Origin of the sequence: Sulfuricaulis sp., from assembly GCF_024653915.1 — a bacterium.
Lineage (GTDB): Bacteria > Pseudomonadota > Gammaproteobacteria > Acidiferrobacterales > Sulfurifustaceae > Sulfuricaulis.
In genome coordinates, this window is sequence record NZ_JANLGY010000004.1 from 225875 (window position 1) to 243186 (window position 17312).

16 protein-coding genes, 3 tRNA genes and 1 pseudogene are annotated in these 17312 nt (G+C 56.2%); 4 read left to right on the forward strand and 16 right to left on the reverse strand.

What is annotated here, in order from left to right; genetic code table 11:
• Positions 1-61 precede the first annotated feature (61 nt).
• A complete protein-coding gene (locus NUV55_RS02235; RefSeq protein WP_296670000.1) occupies positions 62-454 on the forward strand; it encodes an Mth938-like domain-containing protein in 393 nt (130 codons plus the stop codon).
• Here NUV55_RS02235 and rpoS read toward each other — a convergent pair.
• From rpoS to uvrB, 16 genes and pseudogenes are all read right to left on the reverse strand, one after another.
• A complete protein-coding gene (gene rpoS / locus NUV55_RS02240) occupies positions 434-1504 on the reverse strand; it encodes an RNA polymerase sigma factor RpoS (RefSeq protein WP_296670002.1) in 1071 nt (356 codons plus the stop codon). The two genes, NUV55_RS02235 and rpoS, sit on opposite strands and share 21 nt — an antisense overlap.
• A 2-nt stretch (positions 1505-1506) precedes the next feature.
• Entirely contained in the window at positions 1507-2268 is a 762-nt protein-coding gene (locus NUV55_RS02245) for a peptidoglycan DD-metalloendopeptidase family protein (RefSeq protein ID WP_296670004.1), read from the reverse strand.
• A gap of 31 nt (positions 2269-2299) precedes the next feature.
• On the reverse strand, positions 2300-2953 hold the full coding sequence (locus NUV55_RS02250; RefSeq protein WP_296670031.1) for a protein-L-isoaspartate(D-aspartate) O-methyltransferase: 654 nt from the start codon (positions 2951-2953) through the stop codon (positions 2300-2302).
• 33 nt (positions 2954-2986) lie between these two features.
• Entirely contained in the window at positions 2987-3733 is a 747-nt protein-coding gene (gene surE / locus NUV55_RS02255) for a 5'/3'-nucleotidase SurE (RefSeq protein ID WP_296670005.1), read from the reverse strand.
• Between the two features lie 126 nt (positions 3734-3859).
• Positions 3860-3936 (reverse strand) — tRNA-Pro (locus tag NUV55_RS02260).
• A 224-nt stretch (positions 3937-4160) separates the two neighbouring features.
• Complete coding sequence (locus NUV55_RS02265) at positions 4161-4520, reverse strand: MerR family transcriptional regulator (RefSeq protein ID WP_296670007.1); 360 nt, start codon at positions 4518-4520, stop codon at positions 4161-4163.
• A complete protein-coding gene (locus tag NUV55_RS02270; protein ID WP_296670009.1) occupies positions 4513-4845 on the reverse strand; it encodes an integration host factor subunit alpha in 333 nt (110 codons plus the stop codon). The genes NUV55_RS02265 and NUV55_RS02270 overlap by 8 nt, the downstream gene beginning before the upstream one ends.
• A 37-nt stretch (positions 4846-4882) precedes the next feature.
• A complete protein-coding gene (gene pheT / locus NUV55_RS02275; protein ID WP_296670011.1) occupies positions 4883-7261 on the reverse strand; it encodes a phenylalanine--tRNA ligase subunit beta in 2379 nt (792 codons plus the stop codon).
• A gap of 11 nt (positions 7262-7272) precedes the next feature.
• Entirely contained in the window at positions 7273-8268 is a 996-nt protein-coding gene (gene pheS, locus NUV55_RS02280) for a phenylalanine--tRNA ligase subunit alpha (protein WP_367280322.1), read from the reverse strand.
• Positions 8269-8451: 183 nt separating this feature from the next.
• A complete protein-coding gene (gene rplT, locus NUV55_RS02285; RefSeq protein ID WP_296670015.1) occupies positions 8452-8811 on the reverse strand; it encodes a 50S ribosomal protein L20 in 360 nt (119 codons plus the stop codon).
• 12 nt (positions 8812-8823) lie between these two features.
• Positions 8824-9021 (reverse strand): 50S ribosomal protein L35, encoded by a 198-nt coding sequence (rpmI, locus tag NUV55_RS02290; RefSeq protein ID WP_296670017.1) that lies wholly within the window; start codon positions 9019-9021, stop codon positions 8824-8826.
• A 178-nt stretch (positions 9022-9199) separates the two neighbouring features.
• Positions 9200-9754: pseudogene (gene infC, locus NUV55_RS02295) on the reverse strand (translation initiation factor IF-3); the annotation flags it as partial.
• The gene (thrS, locus tag NUV55_RS02300) at positions 9696-11639 is read right to left on the reverse strand and encodes a threonine--tRNA ligase (RefSeq protein WP_296670020.1); all 1944 of its coding nucleotides are present in this window, start codon (positions 11637-11639) and stop codon (positions 9696-9698) included. The gene thrS and the pseudogene infC, both read right to left, overlap by 59 nt.
• Positions 11640-11783: 144 nt before the next feature.
• Positions 11784-11858, reverse strand: a tRNA-Val gene (locus NUV55_RS02305).
• Between the two features lie 55 nt (positions 11859-11913).
• A complete protein-coding gene (locus NUV55_RS02310) occupies positions 11914-12891 on the reverse strand; it encodes a phosphate ABC transporter substrate-binding protein (RefSeq protein WP_296670022.1) in 978 nt (325 codons plus the stop codon).
• Between the two features lie 230 nt (positions 12892-13121).
• Entirely contained in the window at positions 13122-15185 is a 2064-nt protein-coding gene (gene uvrB, locus NUV55_RS02315; RefSeq protein ID WP_296670023.1) for an excinuclease ABC subunit UvrB, read from the reverse strand.
• Positions 15186-15256: 71 nt separating this feature from the next.
• Between uvrB and NUV55_RS02320 the strand changes: the two genes are divergently transcribed.
• From NUV55_RS02320 to NUV55_RS02330, 3 genes are all read left to right on the forward strand, one after another.
• On the forward strand, positions 15257-16453 hold the full coding sequence (locus NUV55_RS02320; protein ID WP_296670025.1) for a pyridoxal phosphate-dependent aminotransferase: 1197 nt from the start codon (positions 15257-15259) through the stop codon (positions 16451-16453).
• 307 nt (positions 16454-16760) lie between these two features.
• Positions 16761-17183, forward strand: coding sequence for a GspH/FimT family protein (locus tag NUV55_RS02325; RefSeq protein WP_296670026.1), 423 nt, complete (start codon positions 16761-16763; stop codon positions 17181-17183).
• A 57-nt stretch (positions 17184-17240) separates the two neighbouring features.
• Positions 17241-17312 (forward strand) — tRNA-Asn (locus NUV55_RS02330).

Genomic DNA, 17312 nt, shown 5'->3' on the forward strand with positions numbered 1-17312 from the left:
ACCATAGCGATGGAACAAGCCATCATGACACGACAGCCACGGACATAGCGTCAACTTTACGATGAAAATTCACCTTGAATCAGGCGCCGGACAGAATCTGATCCACGCTTATGCACCCGGTAGCATCACCATCAATAACAGGGCATACACCCGAAGCCTGATCGTGACGCCTGCACAGGTGGCGGACTGGCCGCCGCTGAGCTTCGAGGATCTTCTGGGGGTGCATTTCGAGATGATTGCCGGTATGCCATTGGAAGTCGTGATCCTGGGCACCGGCGCGAAATTGAGGTTTCCTCCCCCCGCTTTAACTCGGGCGCTGGTAGAGGCGAAGATCGGTCTTGAGGTGATGGATACCGGCGCGGCGTGCCGAACCTACAACATTCTTATGAGTGACGGCCGGCGCGTCGCTGCCGCCTTGCTGATGATCGAGAAACTAAAACAGGGAATCGACTGAGTAACCGGCCTTTTCCAGAATCACACGCAGACGCTTGAGAGCTTCAACCTGGATCTGGCGCACACGTTCACGCGTGACGCCAATATCAGCACCGACCTCTTCGAGGGTGGATATCTCGCGGTGATTCAGCCCAAAACGGCGCTCGACCACTTCGCGCTGCTTGTCATTGAGTTCGTTCAACCATTGCTGGATGAGCTGTTGCAAGTCGTCGCGCTGCAGCACTTTCTCCGGATCCGGAGTACGTTCATCGGCAATGGCGTCCAGCAACGAACGGTCCGGATCATCGTCCAGCGGCGCATCCACGGAAGCCACCCGCTCATTGAGGCCCAGCATGCTTTTCACATCCTCCACCGGTTTGTCGAGCAGTTTGGCGACTTCCTCCGGAGACGGTTCGTGATCCAGCTTCTGAGCCAGGTAACGCGCGGCACGCTGGTAGATGTTTATTTCCTTGAGAACGTGCACGGGCAAACGGATGGTGCGTGTCTGGTTCATGATGCCGCGTTCTATGGTTTGCCGTATCCACCAGGTGGCATACGTGGAAAAACGAAACCCACGCTCAGGGTCGAATTTTTCCACGGCACGGATGAGGCCAAGATTGCCTTCCTCGATTAGATCGAGCAATGACAACCCGCGATTCATGTAACGCCGCGCAATCTTGACCACCAGGCGCAGATTGCTTTCGATCATGCGCTTGCGCGCCTTGCCATCGCCTTTTTGCGCCTTGCGCGCAAAAAAGACTTCTTCTTCAGCGGACAGCAGTGGGGAGAAACCGATTTCCTTCAGATAAATGCGGGTCGCGTCTGCGTGCGAATAATAGACGTCCCGCTTTTCACGCTCGCCGGTCTCGGGCTCATCCTCTTTTTTTGCAACTTTTGCGGCAGGTTCTGCGCTATCCTCTTCTTCGTCTTCGTCCTCTGCCTCTTCGGCAGCAACAAGAGTTTCGTCCTCTGCCTCTTCAGACTCGGGAGATGCCTTGGTCGGTACAGACTTGGGTTTGGCTTTTCCCCTGCCTTTTTTAATGGCCGGGCGGATCGGTTTGCGTGGTGGCATAGTTACTTTCTGGGAAGATAATCTTGCGGGTCCACCGGAGCGCCGCGGTATCGAACTTCGAAATGCAGCTTGGCCCTGTCGGTACCACTGCTGCCCATATCGGCAATTTTCTGACCGCGTTTTATCACATTACCTTCCTTAACGTAAATCTTATCGCAATGGGCATAAGCGCTGAGAAAGTCGGCGTTATGCTTGATGATAATAAGCTGTCCGTAACCGCGAAGTCCACCTCCGTGATACACAACTTGCCCCGCTTCCGCGGCGAGAATCGGTTGGCCATTCTTGCCGGCGATGTCAATCCCCTTGTTCGGTCCGTTAGCGGAGTAACGCTCCAGCAAATCGCCCCGCGTCGGCCATATCCAGGATAATTGGCCGGCCGCCGCGACTGGTGCGCGCCGTGTCGGCGTGGCAGTTTCCGGTTTGTCCGGCGGCGTTTTTTTCTGGCTTTCCGAACCGACAGGATATCTTGGTTCAGGGCGCGACGTCTTTTCTACACCGGCGGGAGGAAAGAGACGCAATCTTTGTCCGGGTTGGATGAGATACGGAGGAGAAATATGATTCCACCGGGCGACATCCTGAAAATCGCGACCGGATTCCCAGGCAATGCTGTATAGCGTGTCACCCGGCCGCACCAGGCGGTACTCAGCTTCCGGCTGTCGCAGCACCTTGCCCTGTTCGCTGACCGGTGGCAGTGGAAAATTACTGCAGGCGGTCAGGCCAGCCACGAACAGAATAGCGGCGCATGATTTCAAACGGGCATTCATCCGCTCTATCCCGATCAGGAACCTTGCTTTCTCAGAACGAATCTCTCACCAGCGGGACAAAATTTACCAGATCGAGTCGTTCCTGGGTCAGCCCTTTATCCGTGCGTTGCACCAGCAGTAGTTCCTGCATCGCCGGTCCGCCGACCGGGATAACGAGTCGGCCACCGGGCGCCAGTTGTTCGAGCAGTGAAGGCGGAACTTCCGCCGGAGCGGCTGTGACGATAATAGCGTCATAGGGCGCATGATCCTTCCATCCCCAACTGCCGTCTGAAAGCTTGATATGAACATTACGGCATCCAATCTCACGCAAGCGTTTGCGCGCCAGTTTCATTAATGGTTCAAGGCGTTCCACGGAATAGATTTCATCCACCAGACCGGCCAGCACCGCTGTCTGGTAACCCGAGCCAGTACCGACTTCCAGTACTTTTTTCGGGCGTCCGTCGGCGATCAATGCCTGAGTCATGCGCGCCACAATATAGGGCTGGGAGATGGTCTGGCCGTGACCGATGGGCAGGGCCGTGTCTTCGTAGGCACGGCTGGCCAAGGCTTCATCGACGAATACGTGGCGTGGCACATTGCGAATGGCCTCGAGCACGCGTTCGTCACGAATCCCCTCTTCGCGCAGTCGCTGAATTAGCCGGTCGCGGGTGCGCTGCGAAGTCATGCCGATGCCGTGGACGTCCATTCTCACCGGTATAAGTTTTCTACGTTGGTTTCGCTAGATTTTTCTGAGCCAGGCAGATACCTGATCCATCGCCGTATAACGGGTCAAGTCTACATGCAAAGGCGTGATGGATACGAAGTGCTGACGTACCGCATGAAAATCCGTTCCGGGCCCCGCGTCGGCTTCCGCGCCGGGCGCGCCCACCCAGTACACTGGATTGCCATGCGGATCGTTCGCACGTACCACGGGTTCTGCCTTGTGGCGGTGGCCAAGACGAGTGGCCTCGAAGCCGGCCAGCCGCTCGACGGGCACATCCGGTACGTTGACATTTAGTATCGTATCCGCCGGCAACGCCTCGTGTTTCAGTTTCTCCAGCAGACGCAGTGTAACATGCGCGGCAGTTTCGAAATGTGCCCCGATTTTACCCACCAACGATACGGCAATGGCCGGCAGTCCCAGGAATCGTCCTTCCATCGCCGCAGCCACCGTGCCGGAATAAATCACATCATCGCCTAGATTCGCGCCGCGGTTAATTCCGGCGATAACAATATCCGGTTCCTGTTCCAGCAGCCCCGTGATCGCCAGGTGAACGCAATCGGTCGGCGTGCCGTCTACGTAGTAAAAACCGTTCTCTCCCTTATTGACGTGCAGCGGCAGGTTCAGTGTGAGCGAGTTGCTGGCGCCACTGCGATCACGCTCCGGCGCCACCACGTCCACCTCGGCCAGCGGCATCAGTGCCTTGGCCAGACAGGCAAGACCGGGGGCAAGATAACCATCGTCGTTACTGAGAAGGATGCGCATCAGCAGACTGGGAAACAACAGATATAGAGATGTTGGTCGGGGCGAGAGGGTTCGACGCGCATGCGTCGAGCGCCTGGAGTCAGGGAGGACGACGGGCCGGGAATCCGAACGCCCCGACAAGGATGTTGGTCGGGGCGAGAGGATTTGAACCTCCGACCACCACCACCCCAAGGTGGTGCGCTACCAGGCTGCGCTACGCCCCGATTGATTATTTGCGTGGAAGGATACCGCATGATGTGCCGCAAAGTGGCGACCGTCATCATACCGGAGAATCGCCTTGAAACAAGGGTGAGGCGGGATTTTCGCCGATGTACTTAACGTACTTCGGCGCCGCTGAACGCCCGTGCAGGCCGGCGCGGGCCGGGGCTTGATCGAAACCGATAAAGTCGCGCCACGGATGGCTTGCGCCGGTCAAAAGAGAGCAATTTTAGATTTTTTTCAGCATGTCCAGGACATCTTCCAGCTCGTGGATGAGCGTTTTGATGGCCTGTTGACGACTGGCATCGGGTAGTGCGGGATTGTCCAGATCGAGCTTGTTGCGCGCACCGCTGATGGTGAAGCCTTCGACATAAAGCAGACTGCGAATCTGGCGGATGAGCATCACGTCGTGCCGCTGATAGTAGCGGCGATTGCCGCGACGCTTAACCGGCTTAAGTTGAGGGAATTCCTGTTCCCAGTACCGCAACACATGCGGCTTGACCAGGCACAGGTCGCTGACTTCACCAATGGTGAAGTAGCGCTTGCCGGGTATGATGGGAAGCTCGTGATTCTCGCCGGGGTCAAGCATTCAGTTCCGCCTGCTGTTTGAACTTTTCACGGTTCGCATTGGCGTTCTGCTCGACTCGTTCCTTGAGTTTATGACTGGCGCGAAAGGTGACGACGCGCCGGGCAGTGATGGGAATCTCTTCGCCCGTTTTCGGGTTCCGGCCGGGACGGGAGTTCTTCTGCCGCAGGGAAAAATTGCCGAAACCGGACAGTTTTACCTGTTCCCCTTCGGACAAGGCCCCCCGTATCCTTTCAAAGAAAATCTCGACAAATTCCTTTGCCTCCCGCTTGTTCAGACCCAGCTCGTTAAACAGGTTTTCCGCAAGATCTGCTTTGGTCAGTGCCATAGGTCGATACCTTCTTTTCCTTATTCCCGGAGGTACGTTATTGACGCGGCTGAGCGCCCAGCCCCGACTTCAAGGCGGACATTACCTGCGCCATCAGTTGCTCCACATCGTCCTCATTAAGAGTGCGCGAAGAGTCCTGCAAGGTCAAGCCCAAGGCCAAACTTTTTCTTCCGGAATCAATGCCTTTCCCACGATACTCATCAAATAGCTCAAGGTTTACCAGCAAGCCTCCGGCTGCCTTTTGTACGCAATCCATCACTGCCTGGGCCGGTGTGGACTCGTTTACAACGATAGCAAGATCACGCCGGATTGAAGGAAATCTTGAAAATTCATGGAAATTGGGGATTTTCCCGTTTCGTAGCGCCGCCTGCTTAAGCTCAAACAGTATCACCGAACGATCCAGACCCAGCCGGGATTGCGCCTCGGGATGCAGCACCCCCACCAAGCCAATCAGGTTACCGTCTAACTGAATTTCGGCCGTTTGGCCAGGGTGCAAGGCCGGGTGCTGTCCGGGCTTGAAACGGACACCCTGTCCGATGTCGGCTAACACCAGCAAAGCCTCCAAGTCAGCCTTTACGTCAAAAAAATCCACCACACGCCGCGGCACCCCCCACTGCTCGGCCATAGCCTCGCCATAGGTGGCGCCGGCGAGCATGGCCTCCTGATGGAAATTCTGTCCGTGCGGCAGGAACACGCCCCCCATCTCGAATAATCGCGCGCGCGTTTGCTGGCGGTTCTGGTTGTACAAAATGGTCTGAAGCAGGCCGGGCCACAGGGAGGTACGCATGACGGCCATATCCGCGCTGATGGGGTTGGCCAACTTGGCTGGCTGTACCTGCGGATCTACCAATGTCTGGATGGCGGGTTCGACAAAACTGTAGGTGACGACCTCCTGATAATCGCGGTCAATCAGGCCAGCGCGCAGACGGGATTCACCGACGTCTGATTCGGGCACCGGGCTGGCGGTCATATTCATCCGCGGACGTCGGCTGGGAATTCTGTCATAACCATAAATGCGCGCGATCTCCTCAATCAGATCCACTTCGCGACTGATGTCAAAACGGTGTGCTGGCGGCGATACCGTCCACTTGTTTCCCGTCTTCCTGAGTTTCATGCCGAGACGTTTCAGGATGTATTCAACTTCTTTCGCGAGTATGTCCAGACCCAGGAGAGTGCTGATGCGCTCCAGACGCAGGGAAACCGACGAGATGCGCGGCAGATAACGCTTTACTGTCTGCTCAATCAAAGGTCCCGGCTTGCCACCGACCACGGCCAAGAGCAGTGCGGTTGCCCGCTCCATGGCCAGCCGCTGCAAGGTGGGGTCCACACCACGCTCGAAACGGAAGGATGATTCCGTTTGCAAGCCGTACTCGCGTGATCGGACCGAGATAACTTCAGGACGAAACCAGGCGCTCTCCAGAAACAAATCACCTGTGGTATCGCTCACGGCGGAATCCGCCCCGCCCATAATACCGGCCAAGGCCAGCGGCTGTGCGTCATCGGCGATCAGCAGGCTTCCCGATTTCGGTGTAAGTTTGTTTCCATCGAGCAGAACCAGCGTCTCATTCTTCGCGGCATGACGCACGTGGATAGAACCGCGGATTTTTGAAAGGTCGAAAGCATGCATGGGCTGACCCAGTTCGATCATCACGTAATTGGTGATGTCCACCACCGGATGTATGCTGCGTATGCCAGAGCGACGCAGCTTTTCTTTCATCCATATCGGCGTGACAGCGCGCGGATTGATGCCGGTCATCACGCGTCCGACATAGTGGGGGCAGTCCTGCTGTGCGTCGAGTTTGACCCCGATTCGTTGCCGACTTTTTGGTTTAATCGGTTTGATGACGGGAGATTTTATTGTTATGCCGGTGATAGCCGACAGTTCACGCGCGAGACCGGCCACACTCTGACAATCCCCGCGGTTCGGCGTCAAATCAACTTCCAGCGACACATCATCCAGGCCAAGATATTCCGTTAAAAGCGCGCCAGGCCTGGCATCACTGTCCAATGCCAACAAACCCTCAGCGGACTCGGCCAGACCCAACTCCTGAGCGGAACAAAGCATGCCACTGGAAGCCACGCCGCGAATTTCTGTTTGCCGGATTTTCACTCCTTTCGGCAACACGGCACCTTCAAGAGCGACTGGGGCCAGCATCCCGATAGCGGCATTTGCAGCGCCACAGACGATATCAAGCGTTTTTCCCTTGCCAATACCCACACGGCAAAGCCTGAGTTTATCGGCGGAGGGATGTGATGTAATCGATTCGATCTTTCCGATAACAACTTTATCCAGCTTCGGTGCCACGGGTTCCATCGCGCCCACTTCCAGGCCGGCCATGGTCAACCTATGTGCCAATGCTTTCGTATCGAGTTTCGGCGACACCCATTCGCGCAGCCATTTTTCGCTCAGTTTCATGTAATGAAAAATTATCTGAACTGTTGCAGGAAACGCAAATCGTTTTCGTAGAACAACCGCAAATCACTCACGCCATAGCGCAGCATGGCCAGGCGTTCCACGCCCAAACCAAAAGCAAACCCGGTCCAGCGCTCACTGTCGATGCCAACGTGCCGGAAAACCTCCGGGTGTACCATGCCGCAACCCAGCACCTCGAGCCAGCCGGTATTTTTGCAAACGCGACAGCCTTTGGCGCCGCAGATGACACAGCTGATGTCCACTTCCGCCGAGGGTTCGGTGAAGGGAAAGTAAGACGGGCGAAAACGCAGTTTCAGCGATTTTTCGAAGAACTGCATCAGAAAGTCCTCCAATATCCCTTTGAGATCGGCAAAACTTACGTGCTTGTCCACCATCAAGCCCTCAATCTGATGAAACATGGGCGTATGGGTAACATCCGAATCGCAACGGTAGACGCGCCCGGGTGCGATGATGCGTAGCGGCGGCTTATGCTGTTTCATGTAACGAATTTGCACCGGAGAAGTATGTGTGCGCAAGAGCCGGTGCGCGTCGAAATAGAACGTATCATGCATCGCCCGTGACGGATGATTCGCGGGAATGTTGAGGGCCTCGAAATTATGGTAGTCGTCTTCAATTTCAGGACCTTCGGCAACGGCAAATCCCATGCGTGTGAACAGGATTTCAAGGCGTTCCAGCGTGCGCGTGATCGGGTGTGGCCCACCTTGACGCACGCCGCGCCCGGGCATGGTTACGTCGACTATCTCACGCAACAGTTGATTGTCACGCGCTGAGGTTTCCAGTTGCTGCTTACGCGCGCCAAGTTTCTCCTGAAGCGCTTCCTTGGCCTGATTGACGATGGCGCCGGCACGCGGACGATCTTCTGCTGACAGCTTGCCGAGGTTCTTCAGTTGTTCGGTCAGCGCGCCTTTCTTGCCCAGATACCTGACGCGAATGTCTTCGACAGCCGCCGCATCAATCGCCGTGGCCACGGCCATCTCCGCGTCTCGCATCAGCGTCTTCAGCTGCTCTTCGATTGCGCTTATTGTTTCAGTCACGTTTTATCAATCTGCAAAAAATAAAGGGAAAGGCCAGTTGACCTTTCCCTTTCCATCCTTTGGTCCGCAAACGGCACATCCCTGTGCCGCTTCTCTGCGTTACCGCATCATGAGGCAGCGCGTGCCGCCATCAGGACATCAGCTTGCCAGGGCCGTTTTGGCCTTGTCAGCCAGAACGGAAAAGGATTTCTTGTCGTGCACCGCAATATCGGCCAGGATTTTGCGGTCGATGTCGATGGTAGCCTTTTTGAGCCCGTTCATAAATCGGCTGTACGAAAGACCGCACTCGCGCGCGGCGGCATTGATGCGGGCAATCCACAGGGCGCGGAACTCGCGCTTGCGGACGCGTCGGTCACGATAGGCGTATTGGCCGGACTTGGCGACCGCCTGTTTGGCAACGCGATAGACCTTGCGGCGTGCGTTGTAATAACCCTTGGCCTGCGCCAGCACCTTTTTGTGGCGCGCGCCGGCCGTGACTCCACGTTTGACTCTTGGCATGTTCTATTCTCCTCAGCTGTAAGGCAGCAAGCGGCGCAGGCCGGCGACATCGGTGCTGTACGCCGTCGTCGTCCCGCGTAATTGACGTTTACGCTTGGAGCTTTTCTTGGTGAGGATATGGCGCAGATGCGAGCGTGCACGCTTGAATCCGCCACTCGCGGTTTTTTTAAATCGCTTGGCCGCGCCGCGATTGGTTTTCAGCTTGGGCATGTTTGATACTCCTTCAAAGTAAGCGCCTGCGGGCACATGCGTGGCCCGTTCGGTCGCAGTTGTAAAAAAAGTTCAGCGGCTAGGTCGCCGTCTTGATTTTGGGTTCCGCCTTCGGCTCAGGTTTTGGCGCCGCCTTCGGCGCAGACTTTTCGCTCTTGACGACTTTGATGGCCCCCGGTTTGGGATTCAGCACCATCACCATCTGCTTGCCTTCCAACCGTGGAAACTGCTCCACGATACCGTAATCCTTTAAATCGCTTTCCAGGCGCTTGAGCATTTCCAGGCCAAGCTCCGTGTGTGCCAGCTCGCGTCCACGGAAACGCAAAGTAATTTTGGTCTTGTCGCCCTCTTCCAGAAAACGGATCAGGTTGCGAAGTTTCGTCTGGTAATCGCCGACATCCGTACCAGGGCGAAACTTGACCTCCTTGATCTGAATTTGTTTCTGCTTGCGCTTGGCCGCGTGTTTGCGTTTGCTCTCTTCGTACTGGTATTTGCCGAAATCCATGATGCGGCATACCGGCGGCTCCGCATTGGGTGAAATTTCCACGAGATCGAGGCCAGCTTCTTCCGCCTTACGTAATGCATCACTGATGGGTACTATGCCAATTTGCTGGCTGTCGTTACTGATCAACCTGACTTTCGGGGCATTGATGCGCCCGTTGACACGAACCTCTTTATCCGTCGCGATGTTTCTGTTCCTCCAAAATAGTAATGCCGCGGCTCGCGGTCTCATTGGTGAGTTTGGCGTGGAACGCCTCCGGCGTCATCCCGCCCAGATCCTCACCTTTGCGCGTGCGCACGGCTAAGGTACCTTCCTGCGCCTCGTTCTTACCTACCACCAGCAGATAGGGAATGCGCTGTAAGGTATGTTCGCGAATCTTAAAGCCTATTTTTTCGTTTCTCAAGTCAGACTCGACCCGCCAGCCGTGTTTTGTCAGGGTTTTTTCGAGCTTTCGGGCGTAATCCTGCTGCTCGTCGGTAATGGTCAGGACAACGGCCTGTACCGGAGCCAACCACGCGGGCAGGGCCCCGGCATGCTCCTCGATCAGAATGCCTATAAAACGCTCCAGCGAGCCGAGAATGGCCCGGTGCAGCATGACCGGGACCTGTTTACTGCCGTCCTCGGCGATATAGGTGGCGCCCAGCCGTCCCGGCATGGAGAAATCCACCTGGATGGTGCCGCACTGCCATACCCGACCCAGGCTGTCCTTGAGCGAAAATTCGATTTTGGGGCCATAGAACGCCCCCTCCCCCGGCTGTAGGTCCCATTTGAGCTTCTTGGCATTCAGCGCCTGCTCCAGGGCGTGTTCGGCCTTGTCCCAGCTCTCGTCAGAACCAATGCGATTGGCCGGCCGGGTGGAGAGCTTGTAAACGATATCCTGAAAGCCGAAATCGGCATAGACACGGTGGAGCAAATCAATAAACGCCGAGACCTCAGCCTGAATCTGATTTTCGGTGCAGAAGATATGGGCGTCGTCCTGCACAAAGCTGCGCAGACGCAACAGGCCATGCAGGGCACCGGATTGTTCATTGCGATGGCAGGAACCGAACTCGGCCAGTCGTAGCGGCAGGTCGCGGTAACTCTTCAGCCCCTGATTATAAATCTGGATATGACAGGGACAGTTCATCGGTTTGACCGCATAGAGTCGTTTTTCCGACTCGGTGATGAACATGTCGTTGTGAAATTTTTCCCAATGACCGGATTTTTCCCAGAGAGACCGGTCTACGAGCTGCGGGGTGCGGATTTCACGGTAACCGTGCTCACGCCACAGCTTACTCATGTATTGCTCGATGGTCTGATAGAGACGCCAGCCACGCTCATGCCAGAACACCATGCCCGGCGCCTCTTCCTGCATGTGAAACAGATCGAGGCTTCGCCCAATCTTGCGATGGTCGCGCTTCCCGGCTTCTTCGATCTGGTGCAGATAGGCATCGAGCGCTTCTTTGTTGGTCCAGGCCGTTCCGTAGATACGCGCCAGCATTTCATTGTGCGAATCGCCACGCCAGTAGGCGCCGGCCACCTTCATGAGCTTGAAGGCCTTGAGCTTGCCGGTTGATGGCACATGCGGCCCGCGACAAAGATCAATGAATTCACCCTGGCGGTACAGTGATATATTTTCACCGGCGGGAATGCCCGCAATGATTTCAGCCTTATATTCCTCCCCCATGTCGCGGAAGAATTGAACGGCCTCATCGCGTGGCATGACCGTGCGCACCACGGGATAGTCGCGTTTGACGATTTCGCGCATGCGCTCTTCGATCTTCACCAGGTCTTCTTCAGTGAATCCGCGCTTGAAGGCAAAATCATAGTAAAAGCCGTTTTCAATCACCGGGCCGATGGTCACCTGTGCCTCGGGAAACAATTCTTTCACCGCGTGCGCCAACAAATGCGCGGTGGAGTGCCGGATCACTTCGATCCCCTCCGGGCTCTTGTCGGTAATGATCGCTAGCGTGGCATCCTGTTCAACCAAATAAGAGGTATCGACCAACCTGTCATTAACGCGTCCCGCGAGCGCGGCGCGTGCCAGACCGGCGCCAATGCTCGCGGCAATCTCGGCGACCGTCACGGGTTTGGGATATTCACGGCGGCTGCCGTCTGGCAGCGTGATGACTGGCATTTTGAGACCCTTTCGTCAGTGGCGGCCGCTACGAATGGCCGCGTGAGCAACAACACTTGGAACCGTTCCCCCTCACCCTCATTCCCTCTCCCGCGAGGGGAGAGGGAGGCGAGCCGAGCGCGCTACGCGCGATTCCTTTCACTCTGGTAGGCGCGAGTGGGATCGAACCACCGACCACCACCATGTCAAGGTGGTGCTCTACCACTGAGCTACGCGCCTGCAAACTGGCGCGCAAAATAGCATAGCTGTGCGGCGCCTCACAAGCTTGGCGCGATTAACGCGTTTTCTGTCCACCCTTCGCCTTCGGGGCCTTGGTTTCGATCTTGGCCGCCTTGTCGCGCATCTTGGCGATGGCCTTGTTCTGCTGGTCGAGATATTTGAGCCACAAGCGGATGCCGTCCTCGTACGGCACCGTGCCGACGCTGCGCATGATGTTTTGTCCCTCCGTGCCCATGACGAATTCCAGGAATTTCCGGACTTCCGGGTCCGGTTTCTGCATCTGTGTCACCATGTACAGCGGACGGTACAACAGGTAATCGCCGTTCTTGATGTTCTCATAGCTCGGCTCCTTGCCATCCAGTTTAAGTATCTTGGCGATGTCCTTGATCTTGCGCGCGCTGGAAATGCCAGTGATGCCCACCCCGTTCGGATTCAACACCATGTCCTTCTCAAGCGTGGCGGATTCTTCCACCACGTGTTTGGCGACGAAGTCGATGTCGTAGTCGTTGAACACCAGCTCGCGCAAGGTGCGACCGACGCCGGAGATCTTGCCTTGGCGGACATAGAGTTCGATGGGTGCGTCGCGCCCGCCCAGTTGTTTCCAGTTGGCGATCTTGCCGAGATAGAGATTCCGCAGCTGGTCGAACGTGATATTGTCGACCGGGTTGTCCTTGTGGACGATCACGACCAGGGCATCCCAGGCAACGGGGATCAGCTGCACGCGCCGCTCTTCCGGCAAAGTGATAAGCGTCTCCGGATTCTCGATCACGTGCCGGCACGTGCCACCGATACTGGCTGCTCCGGACGCCACCTCGCGAATGCCTTTGGTGGCGCCGCCGCCTTTGAGTTCGACCTCGATGCCAGTCTTTTTCTTATAGGCGGCGACCATTTCGGCCATGAAGGCGTTTTTGGATATGCCACAGCCCGCCCAGGTCAATTTCTTGGTCACGGGCGAACTTTCGGCGGCGGCAAAGGCCAAGGAGACCATAATCAGTCCAAGGCTGGCGATAAGGAGACTAAGCAGACGTTTCATGGGGCACCTCTTGTTCCTTGCGGGATATGAATAGACTCCTAACTAAATAATAGCCGCAAGAAACGGACCAAGGTTTGTGGATGGTTCTGGTCAATCTGTATCCAGGCAACTTTAATCCATGCGCTCCGCTCTATTTCGATCCGTTCTGTCAGCAGCGACGACTTTGCCCTAATGTGCGATCTTTCCGAGACCCGGCGCTTATTTCCCAGCAGACTACTCGGTTTTCCCCGTTAAGTCCCGCCACCCCGAACCAGACCGAAGTTGCGCTCGCGCAGGAGGCGAGCTTTGTCACGTACCGCCGCCGCCTTTTCGAACTCCAGGTTGCGCGCATGGGCATACATCTGCTTTTCCAGCTTGTCGAGCAGCTTGGCCAATGTGCCCGGTGCCATGGCGGCATATTCGGCCTCTTCCTCGGCGGCACGCAGAAACTCACTTCCGGCATGTGCGGATTTCGAACCGTAGCCTTTGGTGTCGTACAACGGATGCGCCGGCGTTACGCCGTCGATGATCTCTTTGACCGCCTTGATGATGCCTTTGGGCGTGATGCCATGTTCCTGGTTGTAGGCAATTTGTCGCAATCGGCGACGCTCGGTTTCGCCGAGAGCGGCACGCATCGAATCCGTGACCCGATCGGCGTAAAGGATGGCCTTGCCGTTAATGTGCCGCGCGGCGCGGCCCATGGTCTGGATCAGGGAACGCGTTGAACGCAGAAAGCCCTCCTTGTCAGCATCGAGGATGGCGACCAGCGACACCTCCGGAAGATCCAGCCCCTCACGCAATAAATTGATGCCAACCAGCACATCGAAAACACCCGCACGCAGGTCGCGGATAATCTCGGCACGTTCGATGGTTTCAATGTCCGAGTGCAGATAGCGCACGCGAACATCATGTTCGTGCAGGTATTCCGTGAGATCCTCCGACATGCGCTTGGTCAGCGTGGTAACCAGCACGCGCTCACCGACGCTTGCGCGTGCCCGGACCTCCGACAGCAGATCGTCCACTTGTGCGGTCGCCGGTCTTACCTCGACCTCCGGATCGATTAAGCCGGTGGGCCGCACCACCTGATCGACAACCAAGCCTTGCGATCGTTGCAGTTCATACGGCCCGGGCGTTGCTGAGACGAAAATGGCTTGTGGCATCAACCTCTCAAATTCATCGAAGCGCAGCGGACGATTGTCCAATGCCGAGGGCAAGCGAAAACCGTACTCGACGAGCGTCTCCTTGCGTGAACGGTCGCCCTTGTACATACCTCCAAGCTGTGGAATGGTCACATGGCTTTCATCGATAATCAGCAGCGCATTTTTCGGAAGATAATCAATGAGCGTCGGTGGCGGCTCGCCTGCGTTTCGTCCGGAAAGATAGCGCGAATAGTTTTCAATTCCAGAGCAGTAACCTACTTCTCGCATCATTTCCAGATCATATAATGTGCGTTGCTCCAGACGTTGTGCTTCAACCAGCTTGTCTGCGCTGCGCAGCTGCTCCAGACGTTCGCGCAGCTCGTTTTTGATCTTGCTGATCGAGTTCAGAATGGTGTCGCGCGGCGTAACGTAATGCGATGAAGGATAGATGGTGAACCGTACCGGACGGTTATCTACTTCGCCGGTCAAAGGGTCGAATTCGGAAAGTGTTTCAATATCGTCTCCGAACAATTCGACTCTCACCGCCAGTTTCTCCGACTCGGCAGGAAATATATCGATGACATCTCCGTGAACCCGGAAAGTTCCACGGCGCAGCTCAACATCGTTACGTGTGTACTGTATCTCCGTAAGACGCTGAAGAATGGCGCGCTGCGGCATGGCCGTGCCCTGGCGCAAGTGCAGAATCATTCCGTGATAGGCGTCCACATCGCCCAAGCCATAGATGGCCGATACGGTGGCAACAATGATGGCGTCCTCGCGTTCGAGCAGCGCCTTGGTGGCCGACAAGCGCATCTGCTCGATCTGCTCGTTAATCGAAGCGTCTTTCTCTATATAAGTATCCGACGAGGGAACATAGGCCTCAGGCTGGTAGTAGTCGTAATACGACACGAAATACTCCACGGCGTTGTGTGGGAAGAAATCGCGGAACTCGGAATAGAGCTGTGCGGCGAGTGTTTTGTTAGGCGCCAGCACCAGCGTCGTCCGCTGTAGCTGCTGGATGACATTAGCGACGGTAAAGGTCTTGCCGGAACCCGTGACACCCAGCAGCGTTTGACAGGTCTCGCCCTGCGCCAGTCCCGCCATCAGCGCCGCGATTGCCTGTGGCTGGTCGCCGGCAGGCAAGAATAAACTGGAAAGTTCGAACGGGTGGCTCATGTGCTATCGTTTTTCGACTGACTTGCGGGTATATTACCGCGTTTTTCAGGACTTGAATTCGCGAGGAACCGTTGTCCACCATCCGCCTCTCCAACCGCGTCAATCGTATCAAGCCCTCCCCCACCCTTGCTGTCGACGCCCGTGCCAAAGCGCTCAAGGCGCAGGGCAAAGACGTCATCGGCCTGGGCGCCGGCGAACCCGATTTCGACACGCCGGAACACATCAAAGAAGCGGCTATCCGGGCCATACGTGAGGGTTTTACCAAGTACACGGCCGTGGACGGCACACCTGGCCTCAAGCAAGCGGTAATCGCTAAATTCAAGCGCGATAATGGACTCGACTACACGCCGGAAGAAGTTCTCGTTTCGGTTGGCGGCAAGCAGAGTTTTTTCAATTTAGCACAAGCACTGCTCGACAACGGCGACGAAGTTATCATTCCGGCGCCTTACTGGGTGTCTTACCCCGACATGGTGCTGCTGGCCGATGCCAGCCCCGTCATTATCTCGGCGGGTATTGATCAGGCGTTCAAGATTCGTCCGGAACAACTCGAGCGTAGCATTACACGCCAGACGCGTTTGCTCGTCATCAACAGTCCTTCCAATCCGACGGGGGCTGTTTATACGCGCACGGAACTGACGGCATTAGGTGAGGTGCTGCGCAAGCATCCACATGTGCTGATTGCCACCGATGATATGTATGAACATATCCTTTGGACGAAAGAACCCTTCAGTAACATTCTCAATGCCTGTCCTGATCTGAAAGATCGCACGATTGTGCTAAACGGTGTTTCGAAGGTGTACGCCATGACCGGCTGGCGCATCGGCTATGCCGCCGGGCCGAAGCCTCTTATCGCGGCCATGGCCAAGATTCAATCACAGAGCACGTCCAACCCGACCTCGATCGCACAAGTCGCCGCCGAAGCGGCATTGAATGGAGATCAAGGTTGCATCACGCCGATGGTGCGCGCCTTCAAGGAACGGCACGATCGTCTGGTAAGCCGCTTGAATAAAATTCGCGGAGTACGTTGCCTGCCTTCCGAAGGAACCTTTTATGCGTTCCCGGATTTCAGCAAGGCCATTGCTGCTACGAGTGGCGTGAATAACGACACCGATATGGCCGAATACCTTCTGAATAAAGCTGAAGTGGCACTGGTGCCCGGCTCGGCCTTCGGTGCCGAAGGCCACCTGCGTCTGTCCTATGCTACCTCCATGGAGACGTTGAACAAGGCGCTTGACCGTATAGAAAGTCTTCTCGGTACCGTTACTTAGCTTCATATCCCCTCTCCCTGCTTTTCAGGTATGGCCTGAACAGGCATAATTTCCCCCCAAACCGGCCTTAAGGCCTTAACAAAAAGACAAGCCACCTGCCATCTCTGGCCGGTGGTCATAATAAAAAATAGGGGGGGGTGGGGAGATGAACAGCAATTTTCATGGTTTATGGTACAAATCACGGCGCGTGAGTTCACGCTCTGCTCAGTCGGGTTATTCCATTTTTGATCTGATGGTCACATCCGCTGTCGCCGGTGTTCTCAGTCTTGGCGCCATCGGCATGACTGGTCTGGTTCAGGATTCACGCATGACCGCCACGGTGAATCAGCTCATAGGCGACCTGAGTCTGGCGCGCAGTGAGGCGATCAAACGTGGAATTGCCGTGACCCTGTGCAAAACCGAAGATGGTGCCGGCTGCGCCACGGGGTCGGAGTGGCATAAAGGCTGGATGATTTTCGTTGATAACAACGTCAATCGCCAAATCGATGACGGTGAAACAATAATAAAAATTGAACAACCATTGGACGCCCTGGCGCTGAATTTTGCCGGTGCGCTCAATCATGATCGCTATGTTACCTATAAGCCGGCCGGAATGGTCGAGCCGAACGGGACATTTACGTTTTGCGACAACCGCGGCACGGATAAGGCAAAAGCCATTATTTTGCTCGGAACCGGCCGTCCACGGGTTTCATCCGTCAGCTCCAGCAACGGACCGCTGACCTGTTCTTAGCCGTTCGCCTTGACCCTGCCCCGGCTTCCGCCATAACATACGCGCCCTTCTGACCATTCCCCGGTAGCTCAGTCGGTAGAGCAAGTGACTGTTAATCACTGGGTCGGCGGTTCGAGTCCGTCCCGGGGA